Origin of the sequence: Winogradskyella sp., assembly GCF_965228925.1 — a bacterium.
In the GTDB taxonomy this organism is placed as follows: Bacteria; Bacteroidota; Bacteroidia; order Flavobacteriales; family Flavobacteriaceae; genus Winogradskyella.
Window position 1 is genome coordinate 3976943 of record NZ_OZ245845.1, and the last position, 18351, is coordinate 3995293.

Genomic DNA, 18351 nt, shown 5'->3' on the forward strand with positions numbered 1-18351 from the left:
TTACGCATGCATGTTTACGAAACGGTTTATTCTAAAAAAAGTAGGTCAAGTACTGCTCCATCTCTTATTTTGGACAGGAGTCTTATTTTTTTATACATATTTTTTTAGTGTTGGCACCAAAAATTTAAGCGAAACACTCTCCTTTTCACTATTTTTAATGCCTATTACCATAGCGACGACTTATGTGTCGATATATAAATTAATACCCGATTACTTGGTCACTAAGCGCTATTGGCTGTTTGCACTCTACAGCGTATATACATTCATCATTTCTGCATATCTCGTCATGGCCTCTATATTCTTTAGCCTTATTTATATTTCAGGTTTTGAGTATGCGGAAATGAATCCTGCCACCAAGAATATTCTGTTTATCATGGCAGGTGTTTACTTAGTAGTCTTTGTTGTAAGCGCTTTTAAGCTTTTAAAACTCAATGTAAAGCAAACCGCGAAAACCAAACAATTAGAGACCAAAATCCTAGAAGCCCAATTAAAGTTGAAAGAACAGGAACTCAACTATCTAAAAATGCAGATTCATCCGCACTTTTTATTTAATACCTTAAACACGATGTATGGCTATGCATTAAAAAAAGCTGAAGAAACCCCTGAAATGATTTTGAAACTATCCAATCTTTTGGACTACCTGCTATACCAAGTCGATAAGCCCTTAGTAGCGCTAGCGGATGAAATCAATCACATTAAGGATTATATCAGCTTAGAGCAAATGCGGTTTAATGACACCTTAGATGTGCATTTTTCTGAAGAAGGCTGTTCAACATCTATCGAAATTGCCCCTATGTTGTTCTTGCCCTTTGTAGAGAACAGTTTTAAACATGGCAAAATTGAAAGTGGTGTTCTAAATATTGATATTTCATTAAACTGCAAAGATGATTGTATTGTTTTCAGTTGTAAAAATTCGCATTCAAAATCAACTTCAAAATCAGCAGGTATAGGGTTAGAAAATATCAAAAAGCGTTTAGAACTGTTGTACAACAACCGTTACGAGTTAAACATCATTGAAACTGATCAGGTATTCGAAGTACAACTTAAACTCATGTTAGCCAATGTCTAAAGCCATTTCTTGTATCATTGTTGATGATGAGGCTATTGCACGAGAGGTCATTGCCTCTCATCTATCCCATATTGAAAACATTGAGGTCTTGGCGCAGTGTAAAAATGCCATAGAAGCCTTTAATTTCATAAGTAACAATGCCGTCGACTTAGTCTTTTTAGACATTAATATGCCCGAAATTTCCGGAATAGCCTTTGCCAAATCTATCAACAAGGCTATTAAAATCATATTCACTACGGCCTACAGAGACTATGCTGTTGAAGGTTTTGATTTACAAGCCGTAGATTACCTTTTAAAACCTATTGCTTTTGAACGTTTACTGAAAGCCGTAAACCGCTATTTTGAAATAGCGACCAATTCTAAAAAAGCATCTACGTTATTATCAGAACATCAAGACTTTATTTTTGTACGTTCTAACCGAAGGATGCTCAAAGTCGATTTTGATAGTATTCTATACGTTGAAAGCTATAGTGACTATGTAAAAATACACCTCAATTCTTCAATAAAGTCTAATTCGGTGGAGACTATTGTTACAAGAGAAACTATAAGTGCTATTGAGGCTAAACTTCCCAAAAAACATTTTTTACGAATTCATCGTTCCTATATTGTCCGTTTATCGAAAATTCAATCGTTTACTAATGAAGAAGTTACAGTTAATCGAATTGCGCTGCCCATTAGTCGAAGTTATAAGAAAGAAGTTTTAAAACTTCTGGAAAATTTCTAAGTTTATGTAAATAAAAGTCCAAATCTAACGTTATCATAGTCTCTGGCTATAGTAATTTTTAACCGCTTGATGAACGATTACCTACATAATACTATACCTAATCTTAAGCCTTTTGATTATGAGCGTCACCACGACTCTCATTTCATTAATCAGCAATGGGTATTGGTTAATGGTATTTCCAAAAAGAAATCGGTTTACACCTTTAGGGATGATAATATTTTAGAGATTGAAAGAAAAGACGCTACGATTAAAACATCCTGGACATTAAGCATTCATAATATTTTCACCATAGAAACTGAAGATGGCATCATTACCGTAAAGGCCTATTTTAAAGATGATGACATCTTAGTACTCAATCATCAAGACAAGCAAGAATTTGCCTTATACATCAATACAACCAACTACGATGAGGACTTAAATTCTGTCGAAGATATTCAATCTTTCTTAAAGGAAAAGTACAGGAAAAAGGTGAGCAATGTTATCTATGAGCACGAGTTCTACTATATCTCAGAATCTGAAGAATTTGGACCTAATACGGTTGAGGAACTTACCGCAAAAGTAAAAAATGAAGATATAAGCGCTTATTGTTTTGTGCGCGACATCAATGAAGATGATTACTCCAAACGCCTACGTATTGTTGATTTGATGCAGGAGCTTTAGGCTTTGAGATATAAAAATCATAAAAAAAGCGAACATGGTCACTGAGCTTAGTCGAAGTGCAGTTCGCTTTTTGTTTTAGATTCTGAAATATTTAAACACAGGCAGGTTTAGAATGACAATAGTCTTACTTTAAACATGCAATGGTCTATTATCCGTAGCCGCTAATGCTGCTTCTTTAACCGCTTCAGCAAATGTCGGATGTGCGTGCGAATATCTGGAAATATCCTCTGCAGAGGCCCTAAATTCCATAGCCGTTACCGCCTCGGCAATTAAATCGGCGCAGCGCGCACCGACCATGTGTATACCTAAAACTTCATCGGTGGTTTTATCCGCCAAGATTTTTACAAAACCATCAGTGTCACCACTTGCTCTGGCTCTACCTAAGGCCCTAAATGGAAACTGCCCTACCTTATATGCAATATTGTCGGCCTTTAACTCTTCTTCCGTTTTACCAACTGCTGCAACTTCTGGCCAAGTATAAACGACTCCCGGAATTAAGTTATAATCGATATGTGGCTTTTGTCCCGCAAGGGTTTCTGCCACAAATACACCTTCTTCCTCTGCTTTGTGGGCCAACATGGCACCTCTTACGACGTCACCTATTGCATAAATATTAGGCACAGACGTTTGCAAATGGTCATTAACTTCAACTTGTCCTCTATCGTTAATTTTAACACCAGCGGCTTCTGCATTTAAACCATCCGTATATGGACGACGGCCAACAGACACCAAACAATAATCGCCTTTAAACTCTACGACTTCTCCCTTTTTATTTTCAGCTTTCACAAGGACCTCATCACCATTTCGCTCAACAGATTGTACTTTGTGAGACATCATCATTTTACATTTAGCCTTCTTGAATACTTTGTTTAATTCTTTAGACAATCCGGCATCCATTGTCGGTAAAATTCGGTCCATATACTCAATGACCGTTACCTCAGCTCCTAATCTGTAATACACCTGTCCTAATTCTAAACCTATCACACCACCACCAATGATGATTAAGTGTTTCGGAACCTCCTTAAGCTTTAAAGCTTCCGTCGATGTGATTATTCGTTCTTTATCTAGTGTTATAAAAGGTAGATTGGATGGCTTAGAACCTGTAGCTATAATAATATTTTTAGCTTCTATTTCGCCAGCGTCCTTTCCCTCAATTTTAATATGTGTAGCGTCTATAAACGATCCTAAGCCTTCATAAACGTCGATATTGTTCTTTTTCATCAGGAAGTCAACACCTCCCGTGGTCTGGTCCACAACGGCCTGCTTCCTAGCAATCATTTTTTCTAAATTGACCTTTATATCACCAGGAATCTCAATGCCGTGCTCTTCAAAGTGCTTGGTGGCCTCTTCATAATGATGAGAAGAACTCAATAAGGCTTTACTTGGAATACACCCTACATTAAGACATGTACCGCCAAGGGTAGAATATTTTTCTATAATTGCAGTTTTCATCCCTAATTGTGCACAGCGAATTGCTGCGACATAACCACCGGGACCCGAACCTATTACTGCGACATCGTATGAATTCATAGTATATGCTATTTTATTTTAAATTGAAATGCTAATTGAAATGCTCTATTTTGATTTTTTGTATCTGCTGTGGTGACATCAGTTAAACCTATGTAATACCTTAATGACCCACTAACTTTGTCGGAAATGGCATAACTAGCACCAACATTTATCCCAAAATCCCTATCAAAAAAATCGGATTTTACGTCGGCCTCAGAACCGGTACCATTTTTGGCGGTCACTAACAGACCCACTTGAGGGCCGGCATCAAGACTCAAGGCTTTTGAAACAAAATACTTAGCGATTACTGGTAATGCCACATAGTTTAATCTTACATTAGGATCATCCCCTTCATTTAATTCAAATCCGTATACCGTAAACAATAATTCTGGCTGCACTTTAACATCTTTAGTAAGCCCTATTTCCATAAAAAACCCTGCGTGAAAATTAATTATTGACGAAAGGCCATCGGTACCATCTCCTGCCAAATTTGCAATATTACCACCCGCTTTTATGCCATAGGGATGTTGCTGAGCAACAAGGCTAAAAGAAACAAAAAGTAATGCAACTAAAAGTATTTTCATGTAGACCCAAATGAAAAGCAAAAATACAACTTAGTTTAGTGATTTGCGAATCTAACGACTAATATTAAAGCCGTCGTTTTTTTACTTTCTTTCGATGTCTTCCAATACCCATTCGAGTTCTGGGTCTCTCTGATTTAATCTATCCTGGTAAGTTGGTAAAATTTCAACATCTGGCTTCACACCATAACCATCAGGTTCAGTTTTATAAGGAGCATCAATATGCGCTAAACCAATTCTTGCTTTTACCTTTGTATTTGGTAATTCATAAACCTTATAGAATCCAGCAACGGTACCATTATAAGCCCCACCTGTTTCTTCACCAACGAAAGTCGCTCGTTGATCTCCATGTAACTTGGTAGACAATACTGAAGATGCTGAAAACGAATTACCGTTGATTAATACGTAAATCTTCCCTTTAAAATTATTAGGTTTAGGGTCTTGCTCTCTAGAGGCTTTGAATCTGTAATATAATTGTCCGTTTTTCTTCTTAGTCTTGCACAATTCATAACCATAAATAAATGGCGACAATATACCGGCAAGTATCTTTATGCCAGTCGGTCTCGAATTGCTCATTGTATATTTTAAAAATGGGGATCTCGTATTAATTTCACTTGGATTAATCATCACAAAGTTCTCATCCGTAAGATAGGAATATAAATATGTAATTTCTTTAAGACGACCACCAAAATTATCTCTTAAATCTATAACCAGAGTTTCTGTTTGTAACGAATCAATAGTTTTAAAGGTATCATCATAAAACGCCTTGTAGTTTCCATTGGAAAATCCTCTAATTTTCATAACGGCTACAGAACTATCAGGTCCAACAAAATCTAAACTTCTATTATATTCATCACGCAATGCGCTATAACCATACTTACTGTTATATCTACGCTTAGCCTTTGCTTCACGTTTTTTTGCTTTACGCTCTACTTTGGTCAGCTTCACCTTGGGTGTTTTTATGGGCTGAAGCGAATCTTTTGCCAAGGCGGTATCCAAGTCTTTTGATGCATACTTATCCTTAAGCCTGCGCTTGTAGTGTTTTACAAATGTAGAGTCAGAATTTCTGAAGGTTAAGGATATACTGTCAAAACGCCCTTTGTCGCTTAGGTAAAAACGCATAAATCGCGTCCCCACAGCCCGATTATAGAATGTGGTATTGTACCCATCAGAAGCAAACCGCTTTTTATATTGTTCAATGAGCCCTAAAGGATTCTCATCTTTAATCTCTAGCACTTCGCTTCCAACAAGTACTGAGTCATTACCCCTTGCATTGACGACCAAAAGTTTATGATCAAGATATTCAAAATCGAGATTGTTAATATCAAATTTTGTTTTATTTAAAGCCTTTCGTTCTTTTCTTTTGAATTGCCGAGATGGTGGAGATACTGACATGTGACCTTGCCCAACAAATCTTGTCACTTGAGACAACTGCTTATAAAATGTACGACTATCCATGGGCTCTTTAATGGACTTCTTTAGGCTATCGAACTTAAAGTCCAAAGTCTCTTTTGAACTATACTGGTATAAACGTGGATGGTGACGTTTTAGTTGTTTGTAGACCTTGTCCACATCTTCATGTAAATCTTCAACAGCATGTAGTCTGGTGATTTGTAAATTGTGTTTTTCTACGCTTGCGCAAGAGGCTAAAACCAATGGGAGGCTTAGCATAAGAATTAGCTTTTTCATTAATAATTAATTGATGGTTTTTACTTTAAAATCCCTTTGTACTCTTAAAGACGTAAAAAAAATAAAAATGGTTGTCTCAACTTTCAATTTTTTATCACGAAGGAAATCCGAGCATTTCGCCCATTCCGATCGTGAATAACCAACAGCCATAAATAGCATGCTCAATAGACACCAAAAGTGTGGATTTTGTCTTTTTGAATGTTAATGCGAATAAAATACCTCCTATAAAAGTTAAAAACATCACTAAGGTGTTTCTAAAGAAAATATGGGCCAAGGAAAATAGCGCTGCATTTACCAATATAAAAACACCGTTGGTCCTAAACAAGGATTCATAACGCTGAAAGAAAAATGTTCTATAGATCAATTCTTGCGGATATACCGAGAAAAAAGAATAGATAAATAAAATCATGACCCAAAGATTAGGCTTTGTTTTTACAACAATGAATAGATTTTTATCATCTACCATATACATATATACTGAGGTAATTATAGCTATTGCTACAAATTTTATGGCGGTTCGTTGCCAGAATTGTGTCCAGTTGATATGCTCTCGAAGCTTAAATTTATTATGCTCCACTTTAAGCAGCACATATACAATATATATAAAGCCCCCAAGCCCGATGAGTAGTTTTACCCAAATAGGAAACTCTAAAGCAAAACTAATCGGAGTTATTACAAATATTAAAATAAACTCTATGAGTCTATAGCGTATACTTTTCATTAATTACAAAGTGATTGCAGTGGTGTGTTTTACTTCGTTTATCATAAACATACTGTGTGTGCTGCCAATATGATCAATTTTTGTGAGCTTTTTCACCATAAATTCTCTAAACGCTTCCATATTCTCAACCTGTACCTTTAATAAATAATCATAATCTCCACTAATATGGTAGCACTCTAAAACCTCCTCTAATTTACGAACTTCCCGTTCAAATTTCATAACATAATCTTGAGAATGTTGTACCAGCTTTACATGGCAAAACGCAACAAATGCTTTATTGACTTTCTTTTTTTCAATTAAGGCTACATAATTACTAATAATACCTTTTTGCTCTAACTTTCTAATACGCTCATAAACCGCTGTGACCGACAGACCAAGCGTATTTGAAAGTGCTTTGTTGGTCTGTTTGCAATCCTCCTGTAGTAGTTTGAGCAGCGTTTTGTCTATATCATCTAACATTATTTAAACGATTTTTCGGATAAAACTATGTGTCTGTTAAAAATATAGATTTTTTTTCTAATAAATTAATATTTATAAGTTTTATTTTCTTTAATATTCATTATATATTGATTTTATGTCTAATAATTAAGAAATTTGCATATAACCAATTAAGTCAAAAACCATGAAATTTAAACCTGCTAATAATATTCAAGATTTACAGTATTTTGGCGAATTTGGTGGGGTTAATCCATCCATATCAGATTCATCTACCTATACATTCTTATCGGCTAAAACCATGTTTGACACCTTTGAGGGCAATGCCGATGGCTGCTATTTATATTCTCGGCACTCATCCCCATCGAACTTATATTTGGGCGAAGCTTTGGCGGCAATGGAAGGGACCGAAACCGCAACGGTTACAGCCTCTGGTATGGGAGCAATTACCCCTGTTTTATTACAACTTTGCACATCCGGAGAGCACATTGTAAGCAGCAGGACTATTTATGGCGGTACTTATGCGTTTTTAAAGAACTTTGCGCCTAGAATGGGCATTGCCACTTCTTTTGTAGACATCACAAAATTGGATCGTGTTGAAGCGGCCATAACCTCAAAAACCAAAGTCCTATACTGTGAGTCTGTTAGTAACCCTTTATTGGAAGTCGCGGATATTAAAAATTTAGCGCAATTGGCCAAAAAACACGGCCTAAAGCTCGTTGTCGACAATACCTTTTCTCCCCTATCCGTTTCTCCCGCTAAATTGGGAGCAGATGTCGTTATCCATAGTCTGACAAAGTTTATCAATGGCTCTTCCGATACGGTTGGTGGTGTGGTTTGCGGATCGCAAGACTTCATCGATCAATTGCGAAATGTGAATGACGGTGCGGCTATGCTTTTAGGGTCAACCATGGATAGTTTGCGTTCTGCTTCTGTTTTGAAGAATTTAAGGACATTGCACATCAGAATGCAGCAGCATAGCCATAATGCTATGTATCTGGCAACTCAATTTGAAAAAGATGGCTTAAGAACCGTCTATCCGGGTCTAAAGTCCCATCCATCACATAGTTTATTTAAATCTATGATGAATGATAAGTACGGTTTTGGTGGCATGATGACCATCGATGTCGGTTCTTTGGAAAAGGCCAATGAGCTTATGGAACTTATGCAAGAATGCAATTTGGGCTATTTGGCCGTAAGCTTGGGCTTCTATAAAACCTTGTTTAGTGCACCCGGCAGTTCAACATCGTCCGAGATTCCCGAAGATGAGCAAGCTGAAATGGGATTAAGTGATGGTTTAATTCGCTTTTCAATAGGATTAGATGCCGATATAGAGCGCACGTATAAGATGATGAAAAAATGTATGATAGAATTAAACATTCTTGAAACTGAGCTGGTTTAAACCCCCGTTACCTTCATTGTCCTTTTAAACGTATCCAAAGCGCATTCATAGCAAAGCCAAAATCACCTGTTTCAGGCTCAAAGGGTTTCATATTTAAGCGATCCTCATCCTTGTACAACATAAGATTAAAAATCGCTTTATAGCCTTTGCGCGTCTTCATCATAGGATACCTTAAGTCTTTATAGAGATAGTCGCCATTATCTAATGATTCTATATTATAATAATCATTACTGAACCAGGCCAAACCTTTGATGTCGTCAAAATCATCTTTGCTCAGATCTCGTGTTTTGGGAATTGTTTTCCAGTCAGAAAAACGATTGGATGTATCAAGCAATGAATAAAATCCCACCTGATAATCATCCTCAGTTTCTGCAATACCATACCAAAGTATATTATTTAAAATAGCGGGTTGTGTACTAAATCTAAAATAGCTAATGTTTTTATCATTTAATGTGTTTTTAAAAATAGTATCGATATAAGTCTTATTAAAAAGTGTTAGCATCATATAAAAAGAGCTAATCCCAATGCCTATTTTAAGCCAAAGTCGCCTCCGTGCCTTTGTTCTCTTATAAAACATCAAAATAATCATACAAATAAGAAAGGGCGCTGTATACAAAGGATCTGCTACCGCGATGTTATTAAGAGCCACTCTGTAATTTGAAAATGGCGCAAAAAGTTGGGTCCCATAGGGCGTAAAACTATCGAGAATTACATGGGTAAACAGGGACCAAAAGAAGAGCTTTATCCAATCACCTTGGTTAGTTGTATCTGATCGCTTTCCTGTATCGTAAAGTTTATGAGTCAACCAACCAAAAAGAAACGCGCCTAAAATCGAAAACAAAATGGAGTGCATAAATCCTCTATGGAAGAGCATGGCATCAATTTCGTTACCGTATAGTGCAGCACCAACAAATGTGTCCAAGTCTGGTATGGTACCACCAATGGCACCAAATAGTAAGGCCTTATTGCCAATTTTCTTGCCGAGTACAGCTTCACCACAAGCAGCACCTAAAACAATTTGAGTTAATGAATCCATAATGCCATGCTAAAATACCAAATTCAAAATTCCAATTCCGAAAAACTTTCTGATCAAAGTCTAGAAAAGACCACAATTGATTTCCCGATAATCCAAAGACACAAGGCGCATCGGCTTATCAATTTGCAAATCGCTTTACAAAATCGTAACATTACAAAACTAAACTGAACTAAAAATGCAAGACGGCAAGAATATTTCTGAAATTAAGGTAGATGACCAGAAAATAATTGATAACACAGAATTAAACATATGGGAAGCCTTGATTCCGTTGATTGTTTTAATCGGGTTACTCGCATATAACGTATTAGTCGCTTTTGGAGACTATTCAATTGAAGGTCCAAACCAATTTGCACTTATTTTTGCTGCCGCAATTGCTGCCATCGTTGGCTTTAGAAATAAAGTATCTTATAAACGGATGCTCGAAGAAGTTGCTGAAAATGTAAAATCAACGACTAGTGCGATATTAATTCTTCTTATGGTAGGCGCTTTAGCTGGAACTTGGCTCATTAGCGGTGTAATCCCTACTATGATTTATTATGGTTTACAAATATTAAATCCTACTATATTTCTGGCCGCATGCGTGGTAATTTGTGCTATTATTTCTATTGCGACAGGGAGTTCATGGACAACATCAGCAACTGTGGGTATTGCTCTCATAGGTATTGGTGGGGCCTTGGGAATCTCATTAGGTATGACAGCAGGTGCTGTATTATCTGGTGCCTATTTTGGCGATAAAATGTCCCCATTGAGTGATACTACCAACTTGGCACCGGCTATGGCAGGAACGGATTTATTCACCCATATTAGATATATGGCATTTACAACGGTACCAACTATAATAATAACGCTCATGGTTTTTATTATTATCGGTTTCACTCAATCTACTTCTGGAAGTACGGATACATCAGAAATTACAAATTTAATTGGATCAAAATTTAATACTTCGCCATTGATATTTATAGTTCCTATTGTAGTTATTGTATTGATTGTTAAAAAAGTAAAGCCTTTAGTAGCACTGTTCATTGGTACACTTTTAGGAGGAATCTTTGCAGTAATTTTTCAACCCGATATTATTAAAACATTATCTGGTTCTGAAGTTGTTGACTTTAAATCTTCCTATCAAGCTGTTATGAATGCGATAACCATAGAAACAAAGTTAGATGCTCCTGAAGATTATGAAAAGCTATTTAAAGCAAAGGGGATGTATGGTATGTTAAATACTGTTTGGCTTATCGTTTGTGCTATGGTATTTGGCGGTGTTATGGATGCCATTGGTGCTTTATCGAGAATCACAAAAGCACTATTAAAAATGGCCAAATCTATCTTCGGATTATTTGTAAGCACCGTCGCTAGCTGTCTGGCATTAAATATAACTGCGTCAGATCAGTATTTGGCCATTGTAGTACCAGGAAAAATGTTCAAAAAGGCTTACGAAGACAGAGGGCTGGCTCCAGAAAATCTAAGTAGAACATTGGAAGATTCAGGGACGGTGACTTCCGTCCTTATTCCTTGGAATACATGTGGCGCCTATCAATCTGGCGTGCTTGAGGTAAGTGTAGCTGATTATTTTTTCTATGCCATATTTAATTGGCTAAGTCCTTTTACAACCTTACTTTTTGCCGCATTTAGAATAAAAATTAAAATGCTAACCAGTAAATCAAGTTAGCTGAAGTTTAAACAAAAAAACAAATCGTCTAAAACTTATTTTAGACGATTTATTTTTTAATCTATCAATTGGCAGCACCGTTTATTCATCGTCAACAATTAGAGGTGTTTCTCCATTGGTCACAATCACTTTAGCATTTGACGAATTACTAAGCTTTTCAAAAGCTTCTATAGCTCTTAGACGTAATAAAAGCTCATTTAAGCCCATGCTTAATACTTTATTCGCCTTTGCCTGTCCTTCAGCAGCAACGATATTAGCTTGCGCTACACCTTGTGCTTCAATCAGTTTACGCTCATTTTCTAAACGTTCTCTTTCTAAAACAAATTGCATTTGTTGCGCACGTTGCTCTGCCGTGAGTTTTTGTTCAATTGCTGCCGATAGTGATGCCGGAAGTACGATGCGCTTCATTAACACCTGTTCTATAACGATTCCTTTTTCATCTAAAGTTTCATTAATCATGTTTTTAACTTCTTCTTCAATAGAAGCTCGGTTGCCGGTATGCATATCTTTGGCCATAAACTTAGCGCTTACATCTGCTAATGCAGAACGAAATACAGGAGCGATTAATTCTTGTTCATAATTCATTCCTACATTTTCTAGCAAAGACTTTACCTGAGTTGGTCTTACACGGTATAAAATCGACATCTCAGAACCAATCGTTAACCCTTCTTTTGATGGGATATCTAAGTTAATTTTGAAATTAACAATACGTGTTGGCACTTTTATATAAGTCGCAACTAAAGGGTTGTAAATTTTAGCTGTTTGACTTATGGGTTCGCCAATTAATTTTCCTTGCCGGCGCTTTATAGCGACTTCATCCTGACGCACGACAACACATGAACTAAATAAAAATAAAAAGAGTAACAAATAGTAGAGTGATTTCATAGCATATATATTTTTAGATTACTCTTATAAAGATACGCTATATAAGGGATAAACGCTATTTAGAACTGTTATAAGTATCCTAAATTTTGGCGGAAAATACTTACGAATTCTTAAAAATTCCTAAAACCGATTCTTCTAGCTTAAAATACCCGTTAACTCTTTGAAATTCTTATCTTTCGCATGGTCTAATGCTGTTTTTCCATTCATATCGACAATGGTCTTATCGGCTTGATTGGTCAATAGTGTTTTCACTACTTCTTTTTGATTGTATTGTGCTGCAAAACTCAAAGCGGTCGTGCCATTATTATTTTGAGCATTGACATCCGCCCCACTTTCGATAAGGAGCTTTACAAGCTCAATATTACCTTTAAAACTCACACCTATAAGAGCCGTATTACCCGATCCGTCTTTTCCATTGATATTGGCCTTATGGTCAATCAATAGTTTTGCAATAGCTTCTTGGTTAAAATAAGTAGCAAATATAAGCGGTGTAAAGCCTCTAGCGTCCTCAGAATTTACCAAGTGGGGATTATGCTGCAACTGCAATTTCAAATTTTCGACATTACCTGTTTGTATGGTTCTAAAAAATAATTCTTGTGCATTCATAGTATTGTTATAAGATTAAAGTTCCGATTAATAGCAACAACAATTAAAAAGGGAATGCACAATCGTATACGCATTCCCTTTTCACAATTTGCTATTAACCAATTCTTATTTTAAATCAAAACGATCTAAATTCATCACTTTAGCCCAAGCCGCTACAAAGTCATTGACAAATTTTGCGCCACCATCATCTGCTCCATAAACTTCGCATACTGCTCTGAGCTCGGTATTGGAACCAAAGATCAAGTCGGCTCTTGAGCCTGTAAACTTAACCGCTCCTGTTCTACGGTCCCTACCTTCAAAAATAGTATCATCATCAGAGGTTGCACTCCATGTATACGTAAAGTCTAAAATATTCGTAAAGAAGTCGTTAGATAAGTGTCCGACATTATCCGTAAATACGCCGAGGTTAGAATTATCGTAATTAGCGCCTAGAACACGAAGACCACCCACTAAAGCTGTCATTTCAGGAATTGAAAGCGTCAATAGGTTAGCACGGTCAACCAATAAATCTTCTGCTGCCACTTCCTTTAGTTCTGAACTGATATAATTTCTAAATCCATCAGCCAAGGGCTTTAAATACCCAAATGATTCAACATCGGTTTGTTCTTGGGAGGCGTCGCCGCGACCTTGCGTAAATGGTACAGAGACGTTGTGCCCAGCATTACTAGCCGCTTCTTCAACTGCTGCATTACCTGCTAAAACAATTAAATCCGCCATGGAAATGGTTCCGCTGAATTCGCTTTGAATACCTTCGAGTACATTTAGCACCTTATTCAATTCGTCTGGGTTATTCACTTCCCAACTGCGTTGCGGCTCTAATCGTACACGCGAACCATTGGCGCCACCGCGCATATCGGATCCTCTAAAGGTTGATGCAGAAGCCCAAGCCGTTTTAACTAATTCTGATACCGATAAACCTGAAGCTAGAATCATTTTCTTTAAAACTTCTATATCCGAATCGCTCAAGGTATAATCTACTTTTGGTATTGGATCTTGCCAGATTAATTCTTCACTAGGCACCTCTGGACCTAAGTAACGGTCAATCGGTCCCATATCTCTATGTGTAAGTTTAAACCATGCTCTTGCGAAGGCATCTTCAAAAGCTTTATGATCTTTATGGAAACGCTCTGAGATTTCTCTATAGGTCGGATCCATCTTTAAAGCCATATCCGCCGTTGTCATCATTAATGCCTGTTGACCGCTACCGTCAGCTGTCGGTGCCATACGTGCATGAGAATCTGCCGTCGGTGTCCACTGGTGCGCTCCTGCTGGACTCTTAGTAAGTTCCCAATCATAATTCAATAGCACATCGAAATAATCAGCGTCCCAGCGTGTTGGGTCGGGTGTCCAAGCGCCTTCTATACCACTTGTAATGGCGTGCTGCAATACGCCTGTTTCAAACGTATTTTTCCATCCGGTACTCATTTCTTCAATTGAAGCTCCGTGTGGTTCTGCTCCAACATATTTTTCGGCATCGGCCGCTCCATGTGCCTTACCAAAGGTATGACCTCCGGCGACTAAAGCTACAGTCTCTTCATCATTCATGGCCATACGCCCGAATGTTATTTTAATGTCATGGGCAGACTTTAATGGATCAGGTTCGCCATTAGGACCTTCTGGATTTACGTAGATTAATCCCATGTGTACAGCGCCAAGATGTCCTTCCAATTCACCGTCACTAGTATCGTAACGATCATCATTATCTAACCAACCTGTTTCACTTCCCCAGTAAATATCCTGTTCTGGTTCGTACACGTCTTCGCGACCTCCAGCAAAACCAAATGTCGGGAACCCCATAGATTCTAAAGCCACATTTCCTGCAAGTATCATAAGATCAGCCCAGGAAATCTTGTTGCCATATTTCTTTTTTACAGGCCATAATAATAAACGTGCCTTATCAAGGTTACCATTATCTGGCCAACTGTTTAAAGGCGCAAAACGGTGTGTTCCTGTACCAGCACCACCACGTCCGTCACCTACTCTATAGGTTCCTGCACTGTGCCAAGCCATACGGATCATTAATCCTCCATAATGACCATAATCTGCTGGCCACCAATCTTGAGAATCTGTCATTAAGTCGGTCAAATCTTTCTTGAGCTCATCATAATTGACACTATTGAATGCTGCCGCATAATCAAAGCCCTCACCCATAGGGTCATTCTTTGACGCATGCTGTCTTAAAATATTCAATTTCAATTCATTAGGCCACCAATCGCGATTTTGAGTACCACCACCTGCAGACTTTTTCTGTGTTCCACTTAAAAAAGGGCATTGGCTAGCATCGCCACTGTTAATGTTGTAATTTCCTTTATTGTCCATATCTATAGTTTAGAAGTTGTTTTTAATGTTCGATAAAATTAAAAAATTAATGAGCAGCGACTAAAATGCAGACATACTATATGTTTATTTTTCCATAGGTATTATCTATTATTAATCTATTTAGAATAATTTCAAATAATAGCAATGTGTTTACTTTGTTTAATAGGTTCGCTGGTTAAGCCTTAATTTTGCTTAGAAAGCTTAAACAGATTTGTTAAATTTTTGTAACTAAGGCAGAGTAGTCTTATTTTTAAGAAAAAAGAAAAATGCAACTGAAAAAGACGAATATTGAGGATAAGCTAAAGGCGCTCAAACGCAAAGGCCAAATGGAGACGAAGATTATCGATGACGTCAAGGCCATTCTGGATGCTGATAACAAAAAAGATGAGGAGATTCTGAATACCTTGTCTAGCGGCCATACTTCTGATCACAATGATTTTGTTTTTGACTTATTGGAAACTGACCGTATTTATCATATAAGTCAAATTAAAAAAACCTGTGTCAATTACAGGTTGCGTTTTTTAGACACCAAGCTTTTTAAAGGCGAATTGCCCTATGAAGCCATCTCCAAAATAAAACAGCTTGAAAAGGCACACAACACCGAATTGAAAGGCTTTAAAATTATCGCACCAGCCAAGTTGTTTAAATTGGAACATTACGATGATCCACTTCTCTTCGCCCCCATAGGTAACGGTTATTACTATTTGATTCATAAATGGGGAAATGACCTTAGCGCGTTTAGAAGAGCAATTATGTGGCCTGTTAGGGATTTTGAGAACTTTGTGTTTTGTATGTTCATTTTGAGTATTCTACTTACTGCCGCTATCCCTGAAGGCGTATTTTCTAACAAGGCAACTGCAGCTAATGCGGGAATCGTATTCCTTTTTGTGTTTAAATCTGTTGTTGCTGCCGTGATGTACTACGGGTATTTGTCAGGAAAAAACTTTAGTGCAGTAATCTGGGACAGCAAATACTATAATACCTAACTAAAGAATTGTTAGATTCCCTTGATTTTTGTAACTTATAGGTACAAAACAACACCTATAGTTATGAGCACTTCTGAATATACAAAAATATTTTACGGCAACTTTATTTTAGTCACTCGTGTTAAAGATGAGTTGGAGCGCCTTGGCATTGTCCCCATTATTAAAGATGAGGGGGAATCGCAACGTTTGGCGGGTTATGGCTCATTGAATCAAGGCTATCAGGAAGTCTTTGTCCATAATGATGAACTGGACAAAGCTACGGCTATTGTAACACGAGTAAAGGCTGAGATGGAGGCTTCTTAAATAAAAGTATTGCCTAAAGAGATGCTGAAATAATCCCGAAAGCTTTCGGGACAGCGTGACTGACACATACCTTATTTAAACGGTCACCGCATACATCCTCTCACGCTGCTCTTTAATCTTTTTATCATTCATATATTCGTCAAAGGTCATATAACGATCAATAACGCCATTAGGCGTTAACTCAATGATACGGTTACCAACCGTTTGTGCAAACTCATGATCGTGAGTCGTTAACAATACCGTGCCTTTAAAGTTTTTCAGCGAGTTATTGAAAGCCGTAATACTTTCCAAATCCAAATGGTTGGTGGGTTCGTCCAACATTAATACATTGGCTCTTATCATCATCATACGGCTTAGCATACAACGTACTTTTTCACCACCTGATAAAACATCTGCTGTTTTTAGAGCTTCTTCGCCACTAAAAATCATTTTTCCCAAAAATCCTCTTATATAGACTTCTTCGCGCTCTTCTTCTGTAGTGGCCCACTGACGTAACCAGTCAACAAGCGTTAACTTGTTATCAAAATAGTCGCTATTGTCTAATGGTAAATACGACTGTGTCGTTGTAACTCCCCAAGCATACTTACCTGCTTCTGCTTTTTCTTTTCCGTTAATGATCTGATAGAATGCTGTAGTCGCTCTTGAGTCTTTCGAATAAACCACGACCTTATCTCCTTTTGCCAAGTTGATATCTACCCCTTTAAATAACACCTCACCATCCAAACTAGCTGATAAGCCTTCAACATTTAAAATCTGATCTCCCGCCTCCCGCTCACGTTCAAAAATTATCGCAGGATAACGACGGCTACTCGGTTTTATATCAGAAATGTTCAGTTTATCGATCATTTTCTTTCTACTGGTCGCTTGCTTTGATTTTGCAACATTAGCAGAGAAACGACGAATAAATTCCTCGAGTTCCTTCTTCTTCTCTTCAGCTTTTTTGTTCTGCTGTGCACGTTGCTTGGCAGCTAGTTGCGACGATTCGTACCAAAAGGTATAATTCCCAGAATAGTGGTTTATTTTTCCAAAATCGATATCAGAAATATGTGTACAAACAGCATCGAGAAAATGCCTGTCGTGAGATACCACAATGACACAGTTATCATAATTGGCCAAGAAGTTCTCTAACCAAGAAATCGTCTCATAATCCAAATCGTTTGTAGGCTCATCCATAATGAGCACATCTGGATTTCCGAACAAGGCCTGCGCTAATAACACACGTACTTTTTGCTTACCATCCAAATCCCCCATCAAGGTATAATGCAAATCTTCTTTGATACCTAAATTAGAAAGCATGGCCGCTGCGTCACTATCGGCATTCCAACCGTTCATTTCCTCGAACTCAACTTGAAGCTCGCCAATTTTCTCAGCATTCTCGTCGGAATAGTCGGCATAAAGCGCATCGATTTGAGATTTTAATTCGTATAGCGGTTTGTTACCTTTTAAAACGGTTTCCAACACGGTATCCTCATCGTGTTTGTTATGGTTTTGCTCCAAAACAGACATACGTTTGCTAGGCTCCAAGTGCACATGACCAGAAGTAGGATCCATTTTTCCTGCTAAAATTCTTAAAAATGTAGATTTTCCAGCACCATTAGCACCGATAATTCCATAGCAATTACCGTTATTAAAAGTGGTATTCACCTCATCAAAAAGAACACGCTTACCAAATTGAACAGAAAGATTAGAAACTGATAACATTTTATAGGCTTTAAATTTTCGGCAAAAGTAGAAAATAAAAGCCATTGAGCGAAATAAAT

The 18351-nt window shown here is 37.4% G+C and carries 17 protein-coding genes; 7 read left to right on the plus strand and 10 right to left on the minus strand.

Going from position 1 to position 18351, the window contains the following annotated elements:
• The first annotated feature begins 157 nt into the window (after positions 1-157).
• From ACO052_RS16560 to ACO052_RS16570, 3 genes are all read left to right on the plus strand, one after another.
• Positions 158-1069 (plus strand): sensor histidine kinase, encoded by a 912-nt coding sequence (locus tag ACO052_RS16560; RefSeq protein WP_422104904.1) that lies wholly within the window; start codon positions 158-160, stop codon positions 1067-1069.
• Positions 1062-1793, plus strand: coding sequence for a LytR/AlgR family response regulator transcription factor (locus ACO052_RS16565; RefSeq protein ID WP_422104905.1), 732 nt, complete (start codon positions 1062-1064; stop codon positions 1791-1793). The genes ACO052_RS16560 and ACO052_RS16565 overlap by 8 nt, the downstream gene beginning before the upstream one ends.
• A 69-nt stretch (positions 1794-1862) precedes the next feature.
• Positions 1863-2453 (plus strand): hypothetical protein, encoded by a 591-nt coding sequence (locus tag ACO052_RS16570; protein WP_422104906.1) that lies wholly within the window; start codon positions 1863-1865, stop codon positions 2451-2453.
• A gap of 129 nt (positions 2454-2582) precedes the next feature.
• Here ACO052_RS16570 and lpdA read toward each other — a convergent pair whose 3' ends face one another.
• From lpdA to ACO052_RS16595, 5 genes are all read right to left on the minus strand, one after another.
• A complete protein-coding gene (lpdA, locus tag ACO052_RS16575) occupies positions 2583-3983 on the minus strand; it encodes a dihydrolipoyl dehydrogenase (protein ID WP_422104907.1) in 1401 nt (466 codons plus the stop codon).
• Between the two features lie 8 nt (positions 3984-3991).
• Positions 3992-4546 carry a porin family protein gene (locus ACO052_RS16580; protein WP_422104908.1) on the minus strand — a complete coding sequence of 185 codons (555 nt, stop codon included), beginning with the start codon at positions 4544-4546 and terminating at the stop codon, positions 3992-3994.
• A gap of 81 nt (positions 4547-4627) precedes the next feature.
• Complete coding sequence (locus ACO052_RS16585) at positions 4628-6232, minus strand: S41 family peptidase (protein WP_422104909.1); 1605 nt, start codon at positions 6230-6232, stop codon at positions 4628-4630.
• Positions 6233-6326: 94 nt separating this feature from the next.
• The gene (locus ACO052_RS16590) at positions 6327-6953 is read right to left on the minus strand and encodes a CPBP family intramembrane glutamic endopeptidase (RefSeq protein ID WP_422104910.1); all 627 of its coding nucleotides are present in this window, start codon (positions 6951-6953) and stop codon (positions 6327-6329) included.
• Between the two features lie 3 nt (positions 6954-6956).
• Positions 6957-7412 (minus strand): Lrp/AsnC family transcriptional regulator, encoded by a 456-nt coding sequence (locus ACO052_RS16595; protein WP_422104911.1) that lies wholly within the window; start codon positions 7410-7412, stop codon positions 6957-6959.
• Positions 7413-7575: 163 nt separating this feature from the next.
• On the opposite strand from ACO052_RS16595, the gene ACO052_RS16600 reads away from it, so the two are divergent.
• Positions 7576-8790: an aminotransferase class I/II-fold pyridoxal phosphate-dependent enzyme gene (locus ACO052_RS16600; protein ID WP_422104912.1), complete on the plus strand. Its 1215-nt coding sequence runs from the start codon at positions 7576-7578 to the stop codon at positions 8788-8790.
• Positions 8791-8803: 13 nt separating this feature from the next.
• Here ACO052_RS16600 and ACO052_RS16605 read toward each other — a convergent pair whose 3' ends face one another.
• Complete coding sequence (locus tag ACO052_RS16605) at positions 8804-9826, minus strand: metal-dependent hydrolase (protein ID WP_422104913.1); 1023 nt, start codon at positions 9824-9826, stop codon at positions 8804-8806.
• Between the two features lie 175 nt (positions 9827-10001).
• Here ACO052_RS16605 and nhaC point away from each other — a divergent pair, with 175 nt between their 5' ends.
• The gene (nhaC, locus tag ACO052_RS16610; protein WP_422104914.1) at positions 10002-11492 is read left to right on the plus strand and encodes a Na+/H+ antiporter NhaC; all 1491 of its coding nucleotides are present in this window, start codon (positions 10002-10004) and stop codon (positions 11490-11492) included.
• Between the two features lie 81 nt (positions 11493-11573).
• Here the strand turns inward: nhaC and ACO052_RS16615 are convergent, their stop codons facing one another.
• The 3 genes from ACO052_RS16615 to katG form a co-directional block, all read right to left on the minus strand.
• Entirely contained in the window at positions 11574-12377 is an 804-nt protein-coding gene (locus ACO052_RS16615) for a prohibitin family protein (RefSeq protein WP_422104915.1), read from the minus strand.
• Positions 12378-12512: 135 nt separating this feature from the next.
• Positions 12513-12983, minus strand: a complete 471-nt coding sequence (locus ACO052_RS16620) for an ankyrin repeat domain-containing protein (RefSeq protein ID WP_422104916.1) — start codon at positions 12981-12983, stop codon at positions 12513-12515.
• 105 nt (positions 12984-13088) lie between these two features.
• A complete protein-coding gene (gene katG / locus ACO052_RS16625; protein WP_422104917.1) occupies positions 13089-15302 on the minus strand; it encodes a catalase/peroxidase HPI in 2214 nt (737 codons plus the stop codon).
• A 266-nt stretch (positions 15303-15568) separates the two neighbouring features.
• Between katG and ACO052_RS16630 the strand changes: the two genes are divergently transcribed.
• On the plus strand, positions 15569-16288 hold the full coding sequence (locus tag ACO052_RS16630) for a hypothetical protein (protein ID WP_422104918.1): 720 nt from the start codon (positions 15569-15571) through the stop codon (positions 16286-16288).
• Positions 16289-16351: 63 nt separating this feature from the next.
• Positions 16352-16591 carry a putative signal transducing protein gene (locus ACO052_RS16635; protein WP_422104920.1) on the plus strand — a complete coding sequence of 80 codons (240 nt, stop codon included), beginning with the start codon at positions 16352-16354 and terminating at the stop codon, positions 16589-16591.
• A 75-nt stretch (positions 16592-16666) separates the two neighbouring features.
• Here the strand turns inward: ACO052_RS16635 and ACO052_RS16640 are convergent, their stop codons facing one another.
• A complete protein-coding gene (locus ACO052_RS16640) occupies positions 16667-18292 on the minus strand; it encodes an ABC-F family ATP-binding cassette domain-containing protein (RefSeq protein WP_422104921.1) in 1626 nt (541 codons plus the stop codon).
• Between the last annotated feature and the right edge of the window lie 59 nt (positions 18293-18351).

What these genes read in the sequence shown, in the direction of transcription:
- ACO052_RS16560 (WP_422104904.1), top strand. Translation starts at nt 158, where the DNA reads ATGCCTATTACCATAGCGACGACTTATGTGTCGATATATAAATTAATA.
- ACO052_RS16565 (WP_422104905.1), top strand. Translation starts at nt 1,062, where the DNA reads ATGTCTAAAGCCATTTCTTGTATCATTGTTGATGATGAGGCTATTGCA.
- ACO052_RS16570 (WP_422104906.1), top strand. Translation starts at nt 1,863, where the DNA reads ATGAACGATTACCTACATAATACTATACCTAATCTTAAGCCTTTTGAT.
- lpdA (WP_422104907.1), bottom strand. Translation starts at nt 3,983, where the DNA reads ATGAATTCATACGATGTCGCAGTAATAGGTTCGGGTCCCGGTGGTTAT.
- ACO052_RS16580 (WP_422104908.1), bottom strand. Translation starts at nt 4,546, where the DNA reads ATGAAAATACTTTTAGTTGCATTACTTTTTGTTTCTTTTAGCCTTGTT.
- ACO052_RS16585 (WP_422104909.1), bottom strand. Translation starts at nt 6,232, where the DNA reads ATGAAAAAGCTAATTCTTATGCTAAGCCTCCCATTGGTTTTAGCCTCT.
- ACO052_RS16590 (WP_422104910.1), bottom strand. Translation starts at nt 6,953, where the DNA reads ATGAAAAGTATACGCTATAGACTCATAGAGTTTATTTTAATATTTGTA.
- ACO052_RS16595 (WP_422104911.1), bottom strand. Translation starts at nt 7,412, where the DNA reads ATGTTAGATGATATAGACAAAACGCTGCTCAAACTACTACAGGAGGAT.
- ACO052_RS16600 (WP_422104912.1), top strand. Translation starts at nt 7,576, where the DNA reads ATGAAATTTAAACCTGCTAATAATATTCAAGATTTACAGTATTTTGGC.
- ACO052_RS16605 (WP_422104913.1), bottom strand. Translation starts at nt 9,826, where the DNA reads ATGGATTCATTAACTCAAATTGTTTTAGGTGCTGCTTGTGGTGAAGCT.
- nhaC (WP_422104914.1), top strand. Translation starts at nt 10,002, where the DNA reads ATGCAAGACGGCAAGAATATTTCTGAAATTAAGGTAGATGACCAGAAA.
- ACO052_RS16615 (WP_422104915.1), bottom strand. Translation starts at nt 12,377, where the DNA reads ATGAAATCACTCTACTATTTGTTACTCTTTTTATTTTTATTTAGTTCA.
- ACO052_RS16620 (WP_422104916.1), bottom strand. Translation starts at nt 12,983, where the DNA reads ATGAATGCACAAGAATTATTTTTTAGAACCATACAAACAGGTAATGTC.
- katG (WP_422104917.1), bottom strand. Translation starts at nt 15,302, where the DNA reads ATGGACAATAAAGGAAATTACAACATTAACAGTGGCGATGCTAGCCAA.
- ACO052_RS16630 (WP_422104918.1), top strand. Translation starts at nt 15,569, where the DNA reads ATGCAACTGAAAAAGACGAATATTGAGGATAAGCTAAAGGCGCTCAAA.
- ACO052_RS16635 (WP_422104920.1), top strand. Translation starts at nt 16,352, where the DNA reads ATGAGCACTTCTGAATATACAAAAATATTTTACGGCAACTTTATTTTA.
- ACO052_RS16640 (WP_422104921.1), bottom strand. Translation starts at nt 18,292, where the DNA reads ATGTTATCAGTTTCTAATCTTTCTGTTCAATTTGGTAAGCGTGTTCTT.